The 19,403-nt window shown below is 51.9% G+C and carries 17 protein-coding genes; 4 read left to right on the top strand and 13 right to left on the bottom strand.

The window, feature by feature from the left end; genetic code table 11:
• Positions 1-77: 77 nt before the first annotated feature.
• From IOQ59_RS17695 to IOQ59_RS17720, 6 genes are all read right to left on the bottom strand, one after another.
• Positions 78-977, bottom strand: coding sequence for an EamA family transporter (locus IOQ59_RS17695; protein WP_193954793.1), 900 nt, complete (start codon positions 975-977; stop codon positions 78-80).
• An 83-nt stretch (positions 978-1,060) separates the two neighbouring features.
• Complete coding sequence (locus IOQ59_RS17700) at positions 1,061-2,089, bottom strand: MJ1255/VC2487 family glycosyltransferase (protein ID WP_193954794.1); 1,029 nt, start codon at positions 2,087-2,089, stop codon at positions 1,061-1,063.
• Between the two features lie 20 nt (positions 2,090-2,109).
• Positions 2,110-2,637 carry a phosphatase PAP2 family protein gene (locus IOQ59_RS17705; RefSeq protein WP_193954795.1) on the bottom strand — a complete coding sequence of 176 codons (528 nt, stop codon included), beginning with the start codon at positions 2,635-2,637 and terminating at the stop codon, positions 2,110-2,112.
• Between the two features lie 87 nt (positions 2,638-2,724).
• Positions 2,725-3,630: an alpha/beta hydrolase gene (locus tag IOQ59_RS17710; protein WP_193954796.1), complete on the bottom strand. Its 906-nt coding sequence runs from the start codon at positions 3,628-3,630 to the stop codon at positions 2,725-2,727.
• A gap of 9 nt (positions 3,631-3,639) precedes the next feature.
• Positions 3,640-4,452 (bottom strand): bifunctional DNA-formamidopyrimidine glycosylase/DNA-(apurinic or apyrimidinic site) lyase, encoded by an 813-nt coding sequence (gene mutM, locus IOQ59_RS17715; RefSeq protein WP_193954797.1) that lies wholly within the window; start codon positions 4,450-4,452, stop codon positions 3,640-3,642.
• A 55-nt stretch (positions 4,453-4,507) separates the two neighbouring features.
• On the bottom strand, positions 4,508-5,386 hold the full coding sequence (locus tag IOQ59_RS17720) for a DMT family transporter (RefSeq protein ID WP_193954798.1): 879 nt from the start codon (positions 5,384-5,386) through the stop codon (positions 4,508-4,510).
• A gap of 140 nt (positions 5,387-5,526) precedes the next feature.
• Here IOQ59_RS17720 and IOQ59_RS17725 point away from each other — a divergent pair, with 140 nt between their 5' ends.
• Complete coding sequence (locus IOQ59_RS17725; protein ID WP_193954799.1) at positions 5,527-6,939, top strand: aminotransferase-like domain-containing protein; 1,413 nt, start codon at positions 5,527-5,529, stop codon at positions 6,937-6,939.
• Here IOQ59_RS17725 and rlmF read toward each other — a convergent pair.
• The 3 genes from rlmF to IOQ59_RS17740 form a co-directional block, all read right to left on the bottom strand.
• Positions 6,936-7,907, bottom strand: coding sequence for a 23S rRNA (adenine(1618)-N(6))-methyltransferase RlmF (gene rlmF, locus IOQ59_RS17730; protein ID WP_193954800.1), 972 nt, complete (start codon positions 7,905-7,907; stop codon positions 6,936-6,938). The two genes, IOQ59_RS17725 and rlmF, sit on opposite strands and share 4 nt — an antisense overlap.
• A 137-nt stretch (positions 7,908-8,044) precedes the next feature.
• A complete protein-coding gene (locus IOQ59_RS17735; protein WP_228050994.1) occupies positions 8,045-8,950 on the bottom strand; it encodes an MBL fold metallo-hydrolase in 906 nt (301 codons plus the stop codon).
• 72 nt (positions 8,951-9,022) lie between these two features.
• Positions 9,023-9,448 carry a hypothetical protein gene (locus IOQ59_RS17740; protein WP_193954801.1) on the bottom strand — a complete coding sequence of 142 codons (426 nt, stop codon included), beginning with the start codon at positions 9,446-9,448 and terminating at the stop codon, positions 9,023-9,025.
• 279 nt (positions 9,449-9,727) lie between these two features.
• On the opposite strand from IOQ59_RS17740, the gene IOQ59_RS17745 reads away from it, so the two are divergent.
• Entirely contained in the window at positions 9,728-9,913 is a 186-nt protein-coding gene (locus IOQ59_RS17745; RefSeq protein WP_193954802.1) for a hypothetical protein, read from the top strand.
• Between the two features lie 402 nt (positions 9,914-10,315).
• Here the strand turns inward: IOQ59_RS17745 and rpmG are convergent, their stop codons facing one another.
• A complete protein-coding gene (rpmG, locus tag IOQ59_RS17750) occupies positions 10,316-10,483 on the bottom strand; it encodes a 50S ribosomal protein L33 (RefSeq protein ID WP_193954803.1) in 168 nt (55 codons plus the stop codon).
• An 11-nt stretch (positions 10,484-10,494) separates the two neighbouring features.
• Entirely contained in the window at positions 10,495-10,731 is a 237-nt protein-coding gene (gene rpmB, locus IOQ59_RS17755; RefSeq protein ID WP_193954804.1) for a 50S ribosomal protein L28, read from the bottom strand.
• Positions 10,732-11,201: 470 nt separating this feature from the next.
• Between rpmB and IOQ59_RS17760 the strand changes: the two genes are divergently transcribed.
• On the top strand, positions 11,202-13,949 hold the full coding sequence (locus IOQ59_RS17760) for a bifunctional diguanylate cyclase/phosphodiesterase (RefSeq protein ID WP_193954805.1): 2,748 nt from the start codon (positions 11,202-11,204) through the stop codon (positions 13,947-13,949).
• Positions 13,950-13,964: 15 nt separating this feature from the next.
• On the top strand, positions 13,965-14,816 hold the full coding sequence (locus tag IOQ59_RS17765) for an HDOD domain-containing protein (protein WP_193954806.1): 852 nt from the start codon (positions 13,965-13,967) through the stop codon (positions 14,814-14,816).
• 23 nt (positions 14,817-14,839) lie between these two features.
• Here the strand turns inward: IOQ59_RS17765 and IOQ59_RS17770 are convergent, their stop codons facing one another.
• Positions 14,840-17,983, bottom strand: coding sequence for an efflux RND transporter permease subunit (locus IOQ59_RS17770; RefSeq protein WP_193954807.1), 3,144 nt, complete (start codon positions 17,981-17,983; stop codon positions 14,840-14,842).
• On the bottom strand, positions 17,980-19,362 hold the full coding sequence (locus IOQ59_RS17775; RefSeq protein ID WP_193954808.1) for an efflux RND transporter periplasmic adaptor subunit: 1,383 nt from the start codon (positions 19,360-19,362) through the stop codon (positions 17,980-17,982). The genes IOQ59_RS17770 and IOQ59_RS17775 overlap by 4 nt, the downstream gene beginning before the upstream one ends.
• Positions 19,363-19,403: the final 41 nt, after the last annotated feature.

The raw sequence follows: 19,403 nt of genomic DNA on the forward strand, positions 1-19,403 counted from the left end.
CAAAGGAACTGAGCGCCCCCTTTTCTTTTTCGCAGACGGGTATCACCCTCCCCTAAAAATAACATCCACCTTTCAATTCAGATCAGATCGTTTGCGCCCAGCGAAAACATGGCTATCGCCAATAGCATCAATGCAGAAGCAGAGAACCGTTGCACAAAAACGCGCTTTGCCGGCATTTTTTCAGCGTAACGGAACCCCACCCACGTTAAGAACACTCCTAGAAAAATCGACAGCAATCCGCGACTCGACTGCACGATTCCCCCAAACACCACGCCAATTTCCGCAAAGCAGGCAAACAGGCACATCATTGCCAGCAACCAGGTCAGTGCTGAGGGTGTGCTTTGCAACAATAGATGTTTCTCTTTGATACGAGGATATAACAGTAGACTGGCGACAGCGCAGATCAGGTAACAGAGACACACCCCAACCGCTGCCGCATGGATCAACGGCAACTGCTCGAAGCTTCGCATGGTGTAAAGTACTGACAGATCGGACAAAGAATAGCCTACACAGGCCATCACAACCCAAAACAATGCACGTCCGTGGATGCGCCCTCCACTGGCACTCAACCAGACAGCGCACACAGCGCACAGTGCCACTGCCAGCCACTGGATAAGCTCATAACTGTCACCAAACCAGAGCAGGCCAATCAGCGCCAGCACCAACACCTTGAGTCCCAGCAAGGGGCTCACGCGTGAGGCTTCAGAGGCTCTGATCGCCTGAAACAGGGAGATCTGACCTACCCCGTAAAACAGGGCGGTAAACAACAAAGGCGTAGCATAGTTGCCGACGTTCAACAGTTCCGGATGCCATAGGAATGGCAGTATCAGCAGAGAGATACCACCCAGCACCAGATGCATCAGCACCAGCAAGGTCAGAGGTGTCGCCTTGTGCTGACAAATAAACTGGGCGGAATAGACATAGGACACGGACTGCATCAGTGCAGCCGCAAAACCAAAGAGAACGCCAGTAAGCATGACAGGTCCAAAGAAACAAAGAAGCCGCATTGTGCCAGCCTCCGCAGAGAAGGGACAACTGACGTTTGCCAGAACAGGGGCTTTCAGGCGCGGGGGACATCCTGCTGCCACAGCCGTTTGGTTAGCTCATCCGGACTCTCACAACAGTTGTTCGCGATCCAGGCTGCTAAGCGACTAGCCACATCCGGAATTACACGGGGCTCAGGCTGCTCCAGCTCCAACCAGTCGAGCAGCAGTGACTCATCGTAATCTTTAGCGATCGTTGCCAACCCCAGCTTTTCCAGTACATGTGCATTGGATAGCTGTTCAAACTGCCCTTTGATCGGCATGGAAAACACTTTTTTACCGCACTGCAGTGCTTCGCTGATCAGACCAAATCCACAATGGGTGACCACACCGGAACAGCTGGACAGGTCCTGCTGAAAACCTTCTCGGGAAAACGGCATAAAATAGAGATTTCCGCGCTGATATGGCTCATCGATACCACAGTAGATATAGAAGCGATGATCTTCGAATACAGAGAAACGTGCTTCCAGTTCCTGAAGCGGATTCAGCGGTAGATAAACCAACACTTTATCCGTTTCCAGCGTAGGCTCAAATAGCGGCGGTTGTATCAACGGAGGCAATACAGGGTAGTCAAAATGGTGCCAATGCACACCAATCGCAGTGTCGACAGGTGCAAACAACTGAATCAAGCGAGACAACAGCTGATAGTTGTGACCCGGTATGGGGTAGCACAACGCATATTGATGGGCGATTCCGACACAAGGCACCTTCTGACGTTTCGCCGCCCAGGCCGTCACCGGCTCAAAATCAGTGATCACCCGATCATACCCAGACAGATCCAGCTCCGCTGCGTCTCTCCAACAACGTAACGGATTGTTGTTACGCAATGTCTCCAGTATCTTCACCCGCCCATCACGCTGCACAAACGTCAGCCCCTGACGGGTCTGGTAATCACCAAACGGCTCCATGTTAAAAAGCTGATCTTCTGACCTGCCACTGAATAGGTAATCCACTTCAACGCCAGCGCGTTCTAACGCAGGCGCCATCACCCGAGCACGGGTAATATGGCCGTTTCCCGTCGCCTGAACACCATAAAGTACACGCATATATTCAACGTCCGTAGGATCTATAGTGCGTAAACATTCAGTGCCACGGTGGCAATAGAAGTACCTAATATCGCACCGGCGGCAATATCCGTTGGATAATGCACCCCCAACATCACGCGGGAGAGCCCGATCAGCACCGCGATGCTGTAGCTTAATTCGAGCATGGATGGGTAGAAATGGCTCAGGACAGTCGCAAACACAAACGCCGCTGCCGCGTGACCCGATGGGAAACTGAATTTGTCAGAAGGGACAATGAATGCATCAAAATTATCAAAGCGGTCACAAGGACGATCACGCTTGATGGTGTTCTTCAGAAGCAGGTAAAGGGGCAATTCCAGCGCAAATGCTAACAGGCCAGCAAGCAGGAAATGTTCCCCGTCCCGGACCTCAAACATCGCCAGCGACAGACCTAAGGCCAGATATAAACCACCGTCGCCCAGACGGGAGATCATACGGCTACACGTCGCCAAACGAGGCATGTGCGTAAAGCCATGGCACCAGTAAAAAGCCACGGCATCGTAGCTGGTAATCTTGCGCAGGGTATTCATAGCTGCCACCAAATCTCACACTGGATGTTTAGCGTGCAGTTTGGTTGGGGCAGGTGACAGTCCTATGAATCCCTTTTGACGCTTTAATTACAGGTTATTCAACAACCACTTAGCGGCTATATCGACCAACTTATCAGTCCGTAACCACGGCACCATATGGCCTGTCTGTTCCATGACCAACAGCTCAAAAGGGTGCTCACACTGTTCCACAACACGTTTTGTGTACGCAAGCGGCAGGACCTCATCCCGATCACCATGGATAATGGCACTCTTGAACGGGTAACGCTGTTTCAGCACGTTACAGTGACAGGAGAACGCACTCGACAAGGTCTTTAAGGGGTAATCAAATACCACCAGAGGATCCCGGTTGATCTCTTCCCCTGCAGGATGACTGGCCAACAACATCTTAAAGTCGACGAACAGGCGCAGTGGCGCTTTCATATAGGGAAAGAAAAAGGCGCTGGCATGGGTCCACTGCCAACCCATTTCGTGTAGAAAATCCGGTGCGATATCAGGTAGCAATAATGTGCCACACAACACGGCTTCGATTCGCTCATCCTGCTCGGCCGCAGCAACACCCAGCAGCGCACCGATAGAATAACCAAAGATAGAGAACGGGCCGGTAAAACGCTGCTGCAAGTGATCCAGAACCATGGATACTGCAAAGTTCACCTGCTCAACGGTATAAAGCCCACGAGGACCACCGGAGTATCCGTGACCTGGCAGATCAATAGCCACCACGTTAAAACCACGCTCACTGAGTTTGCCCAGCATTTCGGCATAGAGTTCCGAATACGTGCCGATACCGGGCAAGAACAACACCGTCGGTGCCGCTACATCGTACTCGTACAGCTCACAGTGCAACGCATCTTTACCCAGCTGAAACGCCTGACGTTTCTCTAACCAGGGGCCTATCTGAAGCTTTTCCCGCAGGCGCTCGCGGCTGGGTAAGCCTTCCTGCGTCATCGCTGCATGACTGACATGTACATTCATATTGAATACCTACCGCTGGCAGTGGCTACAGTAAACCGTAGACCTCTGGCCAAGGCGAATCTCCTTTAATGGTTGTTTACAACTCACACAAGGCGCGCCCGCACGGCCGTATACGTTCAGTTGCTGCTTAAAATAACCTGGTTTTCCATCACCGCCGACAAAATCCTTCAGGGTGGTTCCGCCCTGCTCAATTGCAGCGGCTAACACCCGTTTAATCTCATACACAAAACGGTTCATGCGTGCCGCAGAGATCTTACCTGCAGCGCGTTTGGGGTGAATCCCTGCCGCAAACAGTGCTTCGTTGGCATAGATATTCCCTACCCCTACGACCACTTTGCTGTCCATGATGAACGTTTTTATCACCGTTTTTCGCCCTTTTGCCCTATCCAGAAGGTACTGATCGTCAAACTCGTCGCTTAACGGCTCAGGCCCCAAATGGGCGAGTAGCTCATGAACCTCATCCGCATCCTGCCAGAGAACCGCACCAAAGCGACGCGGATCAGTCAAACGTAAGGCTTTTCCATCGGTCAGGCACAGATCCACATGATCATGTTTGCCCGGCTCTTTACTACGTTCGACAACCCGCAGACTACCTGACATCCCCAGATGTACCAGAAGATGTCCGCAATCAAATTGAATCAACAGGTATTTGCCCCGACGACTGACCGCTTCAACGGTTTTACCCGGTAACAACGCAGCGAGTGATTCAGGGACAGGCCAGCGTAATTTAGGCTGACGGACATCAAAGAGGGCAACTGTACGCCCAACAACATGGGGTTCGATACCACGACGGGTGGTTTCTACTTCGGGTAACTCGGGCATGATGGATCAGGAAATGAACAATGGCCGAACATCATACCTGATCTGCCTGCTGCCGTCAGTGACGGCGCAGGACCAAGTAAATCCCCAGAACAGTCAGCGCAATAGCGCCGATCCCCATCAGGTTTAATTGCTCATCAAACAACAACCAGGCTTCGATAGCCGTCAGCGGTGGTACCAGATAGAAGTAACTGGCCACCTTCGCCGCCTCCCCTTCACGGATCATCAGCATCAATAGCAAGATCGCACTGACTGAAAGGCCAAACACCATCCACAACAGCGCACCTATCAGCTCAGGCTGCCAGTTGATTTCGCCTGTCTCAAACGTAAATGCAACAACCGCCATCGCAATCGCGGTCATCAGATACTGGTAAAACGAGCCAGTGAACAGATCCGTTCCACTACCAAAACGTTTCTGATACAACGTACCGACCGAAATCGCCACCAATGCCGCTACCGCTGCAATCATCGATGCCGTATCAATCGTAAACTGACCGCCACCTTCCCCTGACAACAACACCAGCGCCACACCCACAAATCCGATCAGTAGTCCCAACCACTGGACCGGTCGCAGGCTATCCCCCATCAGCTGCCAGCTCATCAGCGCCGTGAGTAGCGGTTGCAGGCCCATGATGATAGCGGTCACGCCTGCGGGTAATCCCCACTCAATCGCGGCAAATACCCCTCCGAGGTAAACCGCATGTACCAGAAATCCCGTCACCATCTGATGCATGGCCTGCACAGGAGAAGGCCACTTCGCTTTCAGAATCAATGCCAATGCACCAAACGCCACCAGTGTCATTAACATACGAATTAACAGGACATGAAACGGCTCGATATAAGGAGACGCATACTTGGCACCAATAAACCCGGTACTCCAAAGTACAACGAAAAGGAACGGTACAGCCTGTACCCAACGTTTATGCAAGTGTCCCATCTGCCTATCCCAGTCAATCAAATGTGATTTGAAACGGTACGATCAGTGGCCATCATGAAAAAGGCACAGCACCATGCTAAATATATGGGTACAGAGACAAATATATTTCAATTTGTGCGCAGCAATGGCTTACTGTACCCATGAAACGATACGAGCAGGTCACCGAAACCCTACGTGCACAGATTGAAAGCTACCAGCTCCGTCCCGGTGAGCCTTTACCCTCACTACGCAGCCTGAGCGAGCAGCTGGCGGTCAGCAAAAACACCGTTATCCACGCTTACCAGCAGCTGGAAGCCGAAGGGCTGATCGAACCACGTCCACGGCAGGGCTTTTTTGTCAGCCATGGACAACCCTTGCCGGAGGTATCCGCATCGCCCCGTCCGGTGCAGCTAGGTGCACTGGCCCTCAATATTATTCGGGCGGCCTCCTGTTCCGACCTCCACCCCCTGGGCAGTGCCGATCCAGACACCCGGTTTCCTGCGCGCGCGCAACTGTATAAAACACTCGCGAAAAATGCGCGCCACCGCGCACATCAGCAATCCAAAATCAGTCATTACCAACCCCCTCCCGGGAGTGATTTATTAAGGAGCCGGCTGGCACACCACATCAGCGAGTCCGCTTTTGCCTGCAAACCGCAAGAGATCATCATCAGTAACGGCACGCAGGAGGGTATCAGCCTGAGCTTGCGCGCCATTGCATCTCCGGGCGATATTATTGCCGTCGAATCACCCAGTTTTTATGGCACGCTGCAATGCATTGAGGCACTGGGACTGAAAGTCGTCGAGATCCCAACCATTCCCGGTGAAGGTATTAATCTCTGCCTGTTGGACAAGGTCCTGAAAGAATGGCCGATCAAAGCGCTTTTGCTCAACCCAAACGTCAACAATCCCCTTGGATTCCAGATGCATGTGGGCCAGCAAGAAAAACTGATGGCGATCACCGAACCCTATCAACTGCCGATCATCGAAGATGACGTATTTGGTGAGCTGAACTATCAGAGCCACCGCCACCCACCCTTAAAAGCACTTGATACCAACGGGAGGGTCGTGCTGTGCAGCTCTTTCTCCAAATCTCTGGATACGGATATTCGGATAGGCTGGGTAGTGCCCGGTAAGTTCTATGAAGAGATCAATTATCTGAAGTACGTCACGACACTAGCCTCATCGGGCTTAACCCAAGACGCATCAGCAGAGTTTATGGCCGAACGGCGTTTTGCCCGCCACCTGCGCCGACTCAAACGGACCTACCGACAACGCTGGGATCTGATTGCAGAAGATATGTGCCGTCATATGCCCCGGGAAGTATCTTTTTCCCACCCGGAAGGCGGTTATCTGAGCTGGTTAGAACTGCCTGCGGGCTGTGACGGCGACCGAATCTATCAACAAGCGTTAAGCGAAGGCATCGCCATTACACCCGGCAGCTTGTTTTCCACTCGAGGAGAATATCGCCACTGCATCCGGCTGAACTTTTCGGTCTATGATGGCAACCCGGATCTACGCCGTGCGCTGATCCGAGTTAGCGAACTGATTCGTCAGGATATAGGCAGGCTTTAGAGAATCCCAGCCCACCCCTGACGCTGCTCCGCGGTAAGAAAACTCCAGGCAACCAGACGGCTGACCTTATTGCCATGCGCCATCTGAATCGTTTCGACGTCCACCGCTCCCGCCTGCTTTAATGCACTGTATATACCCGGCAGGTTGTCATTGTTAGCCACCAAACTGGAGAACCAACACACCTGATCGGCATAATCAGCACTCTGCTGTGCCATACGGCTAACAAACGCCAACTCACCACCCGGACACCATAACTCGGCCTTCTGGCCACCAAAGTTCAATGCCGGAGCCCCCTTTCTTCCACCTTTTTTTGCCTTGCCGAGATTTTTCAGCTTGCGCTGAGTCCCCGCACTAGCCGCTTCCTGTGAAGCATGGAAGGGTGGATTACACAGACTGAAATCGAATAACTCATCGCTACCAATCATCCCCGTAAAGATATCCTCAGGGTTCTTCTGCTGACGACACTTAATAGCCTTGTGTAATGCTGGGTTAGAATCTGCAATTAGTTTTGCCGAACCAACCGCCACAGGATCGATATCCGTACCGACAAACCGCCACCCATAACTACAGTGTCCCACGATCGGATAGATCAGGTTTGCACCGGTACCAATATCCAAGCCAATAACTTTACGTCCCTGAGGAATCTCGCCCCCATTATCCTTCGCCAACAGATCCGCCAGGTGATGGATATAATCCGCACGCCCCGGAACCGGAGGACATAAATAATTGGGTGGAATATCCCAATGCAACAACCCATAGTGATGCAGTAACAGCGCTTTGTTCAGCGCCTTCACGGCCGCAGGGTCAGCGAAATCCACCGACAGATCACCAAACCGGTTTTCCGCGACAAAAGGTTCAAGCTCGGGACAGCTCTTAATTAGCGCGGGCAAATTGTAGCGTTCTGCGTGTGGGTTGCGTGGATGCAAACCGGGCTTTCGGGGTGAATGCGTCTGGGATCTGGAGGACATGTCGTAACCACTGAGAAGAATCAGCGTGTATTGTAACAGCCCGCCAAGATTATGATGAATGCAAAAGCACGAAGATAAGTTGAGGCCCAACCCACGTGACAGCAGGCCGGACAACTCTCATCCGGCAAGAAAGGTAATTACAGACTGGCGTAGACGATGCCGATCCAAACACGGCTCGACAGGAAACCATCGGCCCACTCATCCCAGCGATCGCTCAAGCCCTTCAATTGAATCTGCCCCAGGTTCATACCCTGATCTTTCATAGCTTGCACCTCCGCCGCCGTCCCCACCAGCATCGCGTGAAACGCTTTCATATCGGCTTTGGTCGCTAACGGTCCATGCCCCGGAATGATCTTAGTTTCATCATCGAGTTCAGCCAGCAAAGCTTCGATATTCTGAGCCATCTTCAACACATTACCGCCGCTGTCGACATCCACAAACGGAAAGAAGCCATTGAAGAAATGATCACCCGTATGTACCACATTGGCGTTCGTAAAAAAGACGACAGAGTCTCCGTCGGTATGCCCACCAGCATAATGCACCAATTTAACGGTCTCGCCATTCATGTGCAGCGTCAGAGTGCTATCGTAGGTCAGCGAAGGGACCGCTGCCTCTGGATAAGGCTCCGACACCATGTTAAACAGGCGGATCTCCTGCTTCGTCAGCAAACGAACACGTACGTTATCATGCGCGACAATTTGCGCATGCTCGCCCAGTGCCAGGTTACCCTGTGTATGATCCCCGTGCCAGTGGGTATTCACCACATAAGTTAACTTCTCCAACCCACCGTGCTTGGCCACTTCGCGGGTTAGCGCAGGCGACAGACTTTTATAATCATCGTCTACCATCAGCATCCCCTGCTCACCCTTAAGCAGAGCAATATTGCCACCTTTACCTTGCAGCAACAGAATCTGATCACTCACCTGAGTCGTTCGAAAAGAGGGGGTTTCAGCCTTATGACCGTGGTTTTCAGCCTGCGCAACCAGTGGCACACTGCAGATCATGACAGTTAACGCGGATACACACAGTTTTTTCAGATACATCAACTTTCCCTCCATTTGATTATTCGACTCCAACCCAACAGCCAACAAAGCTGCAAGGGTAGTCATTGAACGTTATTTCAGATCCTTTATCACCATCTTTATCTGTAACCGAACTTCATCGATTTCAGCGACGATTTGATCAGACGAATCATTATCCTGACCCAGCCGCTCCCAGTTTTCCCCCCAGGATAAACGCAGACCTTCAGCCTTTTCACCCACCTTGGGACCAATCAAACTGCTCAGATCAGAAATTAACCCCACCTTGATCCAACCTTTGCGAGGGTTACCTTCCACTTCATCATGGTCGTAATGTGCTGCGTATACCAGCTGCTCCAGCTCAGACAGCGTGTTCAACACAGAAAATGCGGCCATACGGATATTGCTGTTATCTTCCGTCGCCTCCAGCCGCCACGCGTTGTAACTGAAGCCCAACAGCGAGAACATCACACTGAACACTGCCGTGAAATAATATACTTTTAGCTTCCGTCCCAGCTCCATAACTCCCGCTCCGTTCCTGCACTTACATCAGATTACATCATAAATACGCATCCTGATAATTCAGCTCAGCATCACAGTCTCGTCAAGCAGGCCGCATCATCACGTTGCTTTAATTGCACTCAATTGTGACAGTTTTATGAAGATTAATTGAATCGTTTGACCCAGACCAAACAGATATATTCTAATATGTATATACATTCAATATACAAACAATACGCGTTGGGTATCAGCTGTATTTGCTATATTCTTCAGCCACTGGACAGGCCCGAGACCAAACACATGAGTGGGAACAAGAAAGCAAAGAAAAAGAAGAACAGTCAGCTCGTCATCCGGATTAATGATCAGGAGCGAGATAGCTTTGTCTCTTTATGCGAAGAACTGGATACCAGCGCGGCCCGCGAGATCCGTCGATTTATTCGCAAGTTTGTAGCAGAAAATAATACTGAATCTGACACTGAGGCCTGAAAACCTTAAGTGTCAGAGGTATCCGAGACAAAACTCACTCTAAGGAGCACTGACCGATGGCGAAGATCAAAGTCAAAGCAATCAAGAAAGATATCAAGGCACGCCAGGCTAAAATCGCTAAGCACGAAGGTAAGCTGAAAAAACTGCAGAAATTGCTGAAAAAAGCGAAGTAATTCGCCGCAGTTACTGATTTAAAGAGGGGTGGTATTATTTCCACTCCTTTTTATGTGCCCGACGATCAGCACGAAGCACAACCCCTCCTCGCCTCCCGCACTCCGACATTTGATTTATCACCCTCAATTAAGCATCCCTTTGGTAAACATACCCACGACTTATACCAATTGGCTTTTTTTAGACATAAAAAAACCCGGCCAAGGCCGGGTTTTCTGAGAAGGAAAAATCTTATTTGATTTTAGCTTCTTTGTAGATCACGTGTTTGCGAACAACCGGGTCGTATTTTTTAAATTCGAACTTGTCCGGAGTGTTACGCTTGTTCTTCTGAGTGGTGTAGAAGTGACCAGTACCAGCAGAAGAAACCAGTTTGATTTTATCAGTAGCGCCTTTAGCCATGATGCAGCTCCTTAAACCTTGATACCGTTAGCACGAACTTCAGCCAGAACTACATCGATACCTTTCTTATCGATGATACGCATACCTTTAGAAGATACACGCAGGCGTACGAATTTGTTTTCGTTTTCTACCCAAAAACGGTGCCAGTGCAGGTTCGGCAGGAAACGACGACGAGTCTTACGCTGTGAGTGGGAAACGTTGTTCCCGGTTACTGGACGCTTGCCAGTGACCATGCAAACTTTAGCCATTGCTAAAAACCCTTTTAAATACAGTTAGATATACTACTTATCATTATGATTATCGAAACAACGTTCAACGCCTGCACTCTCAGGCTCATTATGTTGCTTCTCAGGCGGAGCGTCCTATACCGAGACAGAATACCATACCAGAGTGCGATAAGAGGTCGCGTATTATACATTAATCATTCACTAACTCCAGCATAAACAGCGACTTTATAACACGTGATGATGCATGCTTGCAGGTCATTCACCAACGATGCCCGCGCTGTATGCCTAACGCCCCTAAGTCGCTTCACCGCTTTGACCACAGGCCTTACATTGCGACAACTTCAGCTACCCCGCATGCACAATTTTGTCACGTGCGTACAGCCCCCAATCTGAGCTAAACTGGCGGTCAGGATCGCAGCCCTCCTACATATAGGATAAGAGGCATCCTCACACACCAATTTCTATTGTTGGACAGCCGGAAGTACAGCTGTATGCCTATCCCGAAATATTTGCGACAACTCTCTATTCTGACTCTGTTTCTCACGGTCGCGGTCTGGACGGCTCATTTCGTCTACAGCAACCAGGAAGCCGAACACTCTCGGGAATTTGAAAAGCAAACAGATGCACTTGCCAATCGCATCGAATCACAAATGCAGCGTCTGTTCATCGCAATAGATGGCGTACGAGGCTTTGCATCCACTCACCCCGCACTAAGCGCTGCGCAATTTCGGGATTATCTCAACAGCGCCGATTTCTTCACCCAGTTTCCAGCAGTGCGCGCGATCGCGTACGCTCCTCGTATATCTGCTGATGACCTGCCTATGCTACAGCGCCGATTGATAAACGATGCGGAACGTGAGCATCAGGGATACCCGGCATTTCAGCTCAATCCCGAGGGCAAGCGGGCCCAATACTTCCCTGCGGTACTGGTGGAGCCTCGTGAAGGCAATGACAACGTTTACGGTTTTGACCTCTGGGCGCATAAACTTCGCCGGGCCGCCGCAGAACAGGCGCGCGACAGCGGGCAACCGATTCTATCCGCACCGCTGACACTCTCACAGGATAAAGCATCCGGTTTAAAAGGCGTTCTTTTACTCAACCCGGTGTACACTGCTGGTATCCCGACACTGAACACCCGTGAACGCCGAGATGCCCATATCGGGTTTATCCCGGTAGGCCTGACCATCGCCTATGCCTTACAGCATATTTTTGATGCAGACACACAAAGCCAGCTGTACTTCTGCCTGCATGATTCCGGGAAAGAAACCGGTGCGGCCACATCGAATTTGACGAAGATGGATCTTCTGTACAGCAGCTTCCCCAACGGCAGGACACCAATCAGCGGGGTAAACACCAGTAACAGAGCATCGGTCAACTTTGATATTGCGGGCAGAAACTGGCAATTGATCGCTGAACGTCGTGAACCACTGCACTGGACCGATCGCTATATCGCCCCTATTTTGATTCTATTGTTGGGTCTCACGCTTGCCATCGGCGCCATCCGTCTGCTGGAAGATCTACTGCTACGCTGGCAGTCTACCCATGAAAAACTGCGCTTTGCCGAAAGTGAAGTGAACGCCTTCTTTGATATGTCAGTGGATATGTTCTGCGTCATTGGCTTTGATGGCTTCTTTAAACAGATCAATCCGGCATGGAGTGAAACGCTTAAGTTCGAACAGGATTACCTGTTAACAACCCCCTTGCGTGAATTGATTCATCCAGATGACCTGCAACGCTCCAATGCAGAAATGGTGCACCTTCGACGCGGTGAACAAGTCACCGATTTTCGTAACCGGTATCGCACTCATAAGGGTGACTATCGCTGGTTAAGCTGGCGGGGAACCGCATCACCGGATGACCAATTGATCTTTGCCGTTGCTCGCGATGTCACCAGTAAGATGGAAAACGAGGAACGGATACAAAAGCTGGCCTACTTTGATTCACTGACCGATCTGGCCAACCGCTCCCATTTTTTGGAACAGCTAAACCGCGAAATCAGTCAGGCAGCACGCCGTCAAAGTCCGCTGGCGATCTTTTATATCGATCTGGATGGCTTTAAAGATGTAAACGACAGCTTAGGTCACGACGCCGGAGATCAGCTGTTGCAAGAGGTGGCAGCACGACTCAAGCAACAGCTGCGCTCCTCCGATTTTGCCGCACGCCTTGGCGGTGATGAATTTTGCATCCTGATCAATGACTTGTCAGACAATTACTCGGCAACCAGCACCGCCCAGCGCGTACTCAACGAGATCAGTAAACCTGTCATCCTCGGCACACGCACACTAACACCCAGAGCCAGTATAGGTATCGCCTACTTTCCCGATGACGGTAGCGACAGCAACAGTTTAATGAAAGCCGCCGATAGCGCGATGTATTCGGCGAAGAATGCCGGGAAGCATCGTTACGCATGTTACCAACCCCATATGACTGCGGAGGCCATGGAACGCCTGCAATTGGAACAGGATCTGCGTCAGGCCATCACCAACAATGAATTGGAGCTGCATTATCAGCCTCAAATTTGCTTGAACAGCGGCACCTTAAAGGGCGTGGAAGCTCTGGTACGCTGGCGCCATCCGGAAAAAGGCCTGATCATGCCGCAGCAGTTTATTGAGACAGCTGAACGCCTGCGCATCATTGATGCACTGGGGGAATGGGTACTCAAGACTGCGCTTGCGCAGACGGTTCGCTGGCACGAGACTAGCAAGGAGCGCTTCACCATTGCGGTTAACATCTCACCACTGCACTTCGAGGATGAGCAGCTGTTAACCACCGTAAACCAGGCGTTAGAAGCATCAGGACTGCCACCCGAGTATCTCGAACTTGAGATCACTGAAACTCGCATTCTGCAGACCAAGGCCGGTCAGGCAAATGCCACTGCGCTGCGTCAAATGGGTGTCCATGTGGCGGTGGATGATTTTGGGACCGGATATTCCTCACTCACGTTGTTGCAAGATCTGGATATCGACACCATCAAAATTGACCGTTCCTTTATCGCCCCGCTGGCAGATAAGCCAGAAGCAGCTATATTGTTGGGCACGATTGTCGGTGCCGCGCATGCGTTTGGTGCCAAAGTCATCGCTGAAGGGGTTGAAACACTGGATCAGGCCCGCATTCTGCACGGCGTAGGATGCGACCTGGTGCAAGGCTATTATTTCTGCCGACCGGTTCCAGCACTAGAGCTTCCGGCGACAGATCAATCCCTCTACCCGGACACCTCCACAGCCAAGCCTGTGGCATGAAGGACACTAAACTGCATGACTGATACCCTGACCTTAAACGGCCAGAGACTTCGTATCCCGGTACTCGCAACCGGAGCGACCTCACTGATGAAACAACTGTCGGACGATAATATTCCGTTTGAGCAGCTCGCATCCGTGATTGAGCAGTTTCCAAGTATCAGCATGCGCCTTATCGCGCTGGCGAACTCCGCCTGGTCAGGCTCATCCGTTGAGGTCACCTCGGTGATGGATGCCTGCACACGACTGGGGTTTAATGTGGTGCGCAGTACCAGCATCGCATTAGTTGTCTCTGCGCCCTTTGATCCTCACCGCTGCCCCGCCTTTCAGCCCGTGCGCTACTGGCAGGATTCCATGCTGATCGCAGAAGCGGCGTTTGGCCTGACGCCTGAAGATGGGATGCCGTCTCCGCTCTGTTCACAAACCATGCGCACCCTTGGACTGCTACACAATCTGGGACTGCTCTGGCTCGCGGACAGCATGCCACAGGAAACACAGGCCGCTCTCCTACTAAGTTCAGCGGACGATTCCCTTAGCGTAAGTGAAGCCCTGATTGAGACGTGCGGTTTTGACTACTGCACCGTGGCCGAAGCACTTTGTAATGAATGGCAACTGCCCGATGCAATGAGTCGTGTACTGGCTCACCAGAATACCCCGGCATACAAGGCTCAGCATTGGCAGGGCACCGAACTGCTGCGTATCAGTAAACAACTGATCAGAACACTGGGGACCGCAACACCCGAGTCATTGGCACAGATAGAGACAGACACCCTGAGTATCGAGTTTGCCACCCTACGAGCAGAATATCGCCGCCTGGAACAGCTGCAACCACGGATCAATGACCTGGCCAGCAGCCTGTTCCTGAACTGATTTGCTCGGAAAGCACCTATACATCAGGCAACCGTAACACCCGCCCCGTCCGGCGGATTGGAAGAGGACGCCTCGTCTGTTTCCGATTCGTCGATCTCAGTAAAGCCAAAGTCTTCCATAATCGCGTAAGCCGACGGTAACACCAGCAACAGCAGCAACGTTGAGGTGATCATGCCAAAGACCACGCTGGCCACCAGCGGCACTAACACCTGCGCCTGCAAGCTGGTCTCAGACAGCAGCGGCAACATACCCGCCACGGTTGTCACTGAGGTGAGGAAAATAGCCCGAAAACGGTCCCGCACTGCCTGACCTGCGGCATCGTGCAGACTTAACCCCTCTTTCGAACGAATCTTCACAAACTCCACCAGCAGGATTGAATCGTTGACTACCACACCGGCCAGCGACACAAAGCCAATCATACTCGGCAGACTCAGGTTCAACCCCATCAGCAGATGCCCCCAGATCACACCAATCAGTGCCAGCGGAATATTCATCAGCACAATCAACGGCTCTTTGTAATTGCGGAACTGCAGGCTAAGCAACAGAAATACACCTGCGATACCCATCACAAACCCGGTCAGGACCGAACCACTGGTCTCCTGATTGTTTTTCACTTCGCCCTCAAGGCTGAAGCTGAGTTCCGGATAACGTTGTTGCAGTTCGCTCAGGAAGCGGGTGCGGGTATCACCGATAATCTCGCTGGTATTGGCGATTTCAGAATCCACATCCCCAGAGATGGTCACAGTGCGCTGATGGTTAATTCGCTGAATACGGGAGAACTCGCGTTCTTCATGTATCGATGCCACTGCTGTCAGCGGGATATCCATGCCCGACTTATTAAATACGGTCAGGTTTTCAAAGTCTGCCAACGCCTGATCCGGCGCGCTGTCCAACTTAACCGTCACCTCATAGGCTTCACGTCCCTGATAGATATCGCTGACCTTTACTCCCTGATAGGCAGCCCGCAGCTGGTTTGATACCGTGCGCGCATCCACGCCTGAGTCCAGTGCACCGGGTAACAAACGTACGTTAAGCTGCGGTTTACCCGGCCGCAGATCATCCATGATGTTAGACACACCATCATACCCGTTTAACCAGTGCTGCAGCTCCCAGCTCGCCTTGGACAACTGCTCCAGATCATCGCCCTGCAGACGGATAGAGATCGCCTGACCGGCGGGGCCAAACTGGGGTTCTTTAAACTGAATCGAGACAGCATCAACCACTTCCGGTGTTGTTTCACGCCACAAACGTTTTAACGCCACCAGCGACGTTAGACGTTTTTCTGCATCCAACAGATCCAGACTGATGGTGGCCAGATGACCACCCTCTTCGTTGGCATCCGCATTCTGACTGAAGGACACTTGTACATTCTTCACCAGCGTCCCTTCAGATTCCGGCGGCAATTGCGCCAGAGAGCGATCCAGACTGTTGAGCAAGTCACTGACAACCGCTTCAGTACGCACAAACGGCGTGCCTTGAGGCATCAATACCCGCGCTTCCAACCGGTTTCCTTCGATATCCGGGAAACCCTTAAACTTCACCACACCCGCAGCCAGTAATCCGATTGAGAAAACAAATGCCACAATTGCCAGCCCCACCACCAGATAACGATAGCGGATCGCCAGATCGGCTAAACGCCCAACCCGCTCGCGCAGGTGATCAAATCCCGTCTCAAACTTCACTCTCCAGCGGGACTTTTGATCGTTTTTCTGATGCTCCAGCGAATGTTTAAGGTGATGCGGCAGGATCAGAAACGCTTCCACCAAACTCACTGTTAATACCGCCAATAATACAACGGGCAACACACCCAGTATTTGGCCCATATCTCCTTTCAAAAACAGCAGGCTGCCAAACAGGATCGCGGAGGTGACAAACGAAGAGAACACACCCCGTGCAACTTTTTTCACCCCATCAATTGCCGCATTAAGCGCGTCCTTCCCTTTGCGGAACTCGCTTTCGATGCTCTCAGAAAGCACAATCGCGTCATCCATCAAAATCCCGATCGCCATCAGCAGAGCAACCATCGAGATCATGTTGATGCTGATGCCAAAAGTGCTCATCACCACCAGACCACCGAGGAAAGAGATCGGCAATCCCATCGCCACCCAGAAGGTGTAACGCCAGACAAAGAATAGGAACAGTGCAAAAGTAGCTAGCAGCAGACCTTGCCAGCCATTACTCAACAGCAAATTCAGACGGTCTTTCACAATGGATGCCGCATCTTGTGTAATCACCAGCTGAGTGCCATCCGGCAACCGGGCGTTTTCCTGCTCAACAAAGGTTTTCACCGCATTAAAAACGGTCAGCGTATCGTCGGTGGTATTTTTACTCACCAGAATCAACGCGGCGGGTAATCCATTCAGCTCCGTACGCTTCTCTTCATCCGCAAAGTTATCTTCAATAGTGGCGATGTCGCCTAAACGGACCTGACCACCTTTTTCACTGTTGAGGATGATCAGATCCTGCAGCTCACGGATCGTGCGGCGTTCGTTTTCGAAACGTACCTGATAAGAACCCGCGCGGGCATCCAGCACCCCCGCGGGAAGATCCAGTGCCTGTGCGCTGATCAGATCCGCCACATCCTGCACACTGAGGTTGTACTGGCGCAGCACATCAGGCTTCAGTAACACACTGAGTTCGTGATCGGAAAAACCGGTGACAGTCACAATCGGCACCTGGGGTAACGCCAGCAACCGATTACGATAATATTCCGCCAGCGCTTTGAGTTCCGGTTGTGTCAGCTCAGCGGTAATCGCCACACTCAACACCGCCTCGGTACGTCCCAGTTCTTTGACAACGGCCTTCTCTACGTTGCTGGGAAACTCGGTAATACCATCAACCGCCGCGTTCACATCATCCAGGAACTGTTTTATGTCGCCGGATTCCTGCATCTCCAGCGTGAGCGTACCTTGACCATCACGTGCCTCGCAGGCTTGTTCGGCAAGGAAACTGATGCCATCGGTGGCATCTTCAAGGCGATTACAAATCCCCTCCTCAACTTCAGACGGGCTCGCGCCGGGATAAGGCACCGATACCTGCACCTTATTTTGCTTAACTTCGGGAAAGGTCTCTTTGTTTAACGTGGGTAAAGCCACGGCACCCAGCAACAGAATCACCATCATCAAGATGTTGGCGGCGGTAGGATGCGCTGCGAAGTAACGAATCATTCGGCAACGACTCCCGGCTGGCTGGCCACCACACCGCTGGCAGCACTGCGCAAATCGGTTTCCAATACACTATCGATACGTGCCTTCAGAGGCATACCGGGGATCACCGGAATCAGGTCATTGACGATCAGTTGGTCACCCGCGCTCAGGCCTTTGTCGATCACCGCCATCTCACCCTGCAACAGCAGCACTTCAACCGGCCGTATTTCCAGTTTGCCATCGGCATCTACCAGATAAACCCGCCCCTGATGCAAAGCTTTATAAGGAATCACCAGCGCATCATTCGCAGGCGTAGAGATCTCTACGTGTGTAAACATCCCTTTCAACAACGGTGGGCGCTTACCCGGAATCACTTTGGCATAGGGTTTATCCACAGCCACCACAATCCCCAAGGTACGACGCTGTGGATCAATCGACTCCGTGAAACGCAGTACCTCCGCATCCCACTGAGCATTGGCCTGATCGCCGACTAAGGTTACGCGGGCTTTTAGTTGCAACGCGTCCAGCGCACTGGCTAAGTTATCCACCGTCAAATCCAGCTGACGATTTTGCAACGGCTGCACTAAACCACGCATCTGCCGCACCGGTACTTGGGCGTTAATCTCGACCCCATCCAGATTGAGTGCTTCAAACAGCACGGTGCCCGCCGTGACAAACTCTCCCGCTTCCACCGGCACCTCCCCCACTCGGGCATCAAACGGCATCAAAATCTCGGTACGGCCCAAAGTGGTTTTCTGACCTTTTACCTGCTCGCGGGCGCGACTGATTTTCGCCGTTTCTGATGACAATCGGCTGGCATAAGTATTCAACTGCCCCTGCAGATCGCTCACGGACTGACGCAGCTGGATCACTTTCTGCTCCTCGGCATCCAGCGTCGAACGTGCGATCAGCCGTTTTTTCCAGATATCCTGAATACGCGCCAACTCCTTTTCACCGACCCGCAGATTATCCTTCGCCAGCTTCAGCGCACGGCGGGTGGTTTTCTGCTCCTCTTTCAACTGGAGCAGCGTTGACTCATTGCTCTGCAAATCCGCTTCACTCTGCTTCAGAGAGACTAAGAAATCATCCGCATCGATCCGGGCAACCACCGTCCCGGCAGCAATACTGTTACCCTGTCGCAGATCCGGGTGTAGATAAGTGATTTTGCCATTCAGCTCGGCCTTGCCTTGCAGGGAGATCGCCGGTTCCACATTGCCATACGCACTGACCCGGTTACGGAACGGCAGCGACTGCACACGAATCACGTCCACCGTCCGCGGCACCATCGCGGTACTGTTGTGCTGCACAGCGGGTTTACTTTTGACCATCATTACAGTCAGACCAACGCCCAGCGCCAACACAATCAGCAGAATAATGGGTTTTTGCAGCAGTTTTTTCATGGTGGCGTCCGTTGAGGCGTCGGATAAAAGAAAGAGATCAG

The sequence above is a fragment of the Pontibacterium sinense genome (genome assembly GCF_015209595.1).
Taxonomy (GTDB): domain Bacteria; phylum Pseudomonadota; class Gammaproteobacteria; order Pseudomonadales; family Balneatricaceae; genus Pontibacterium; species Pontibacterium sinense.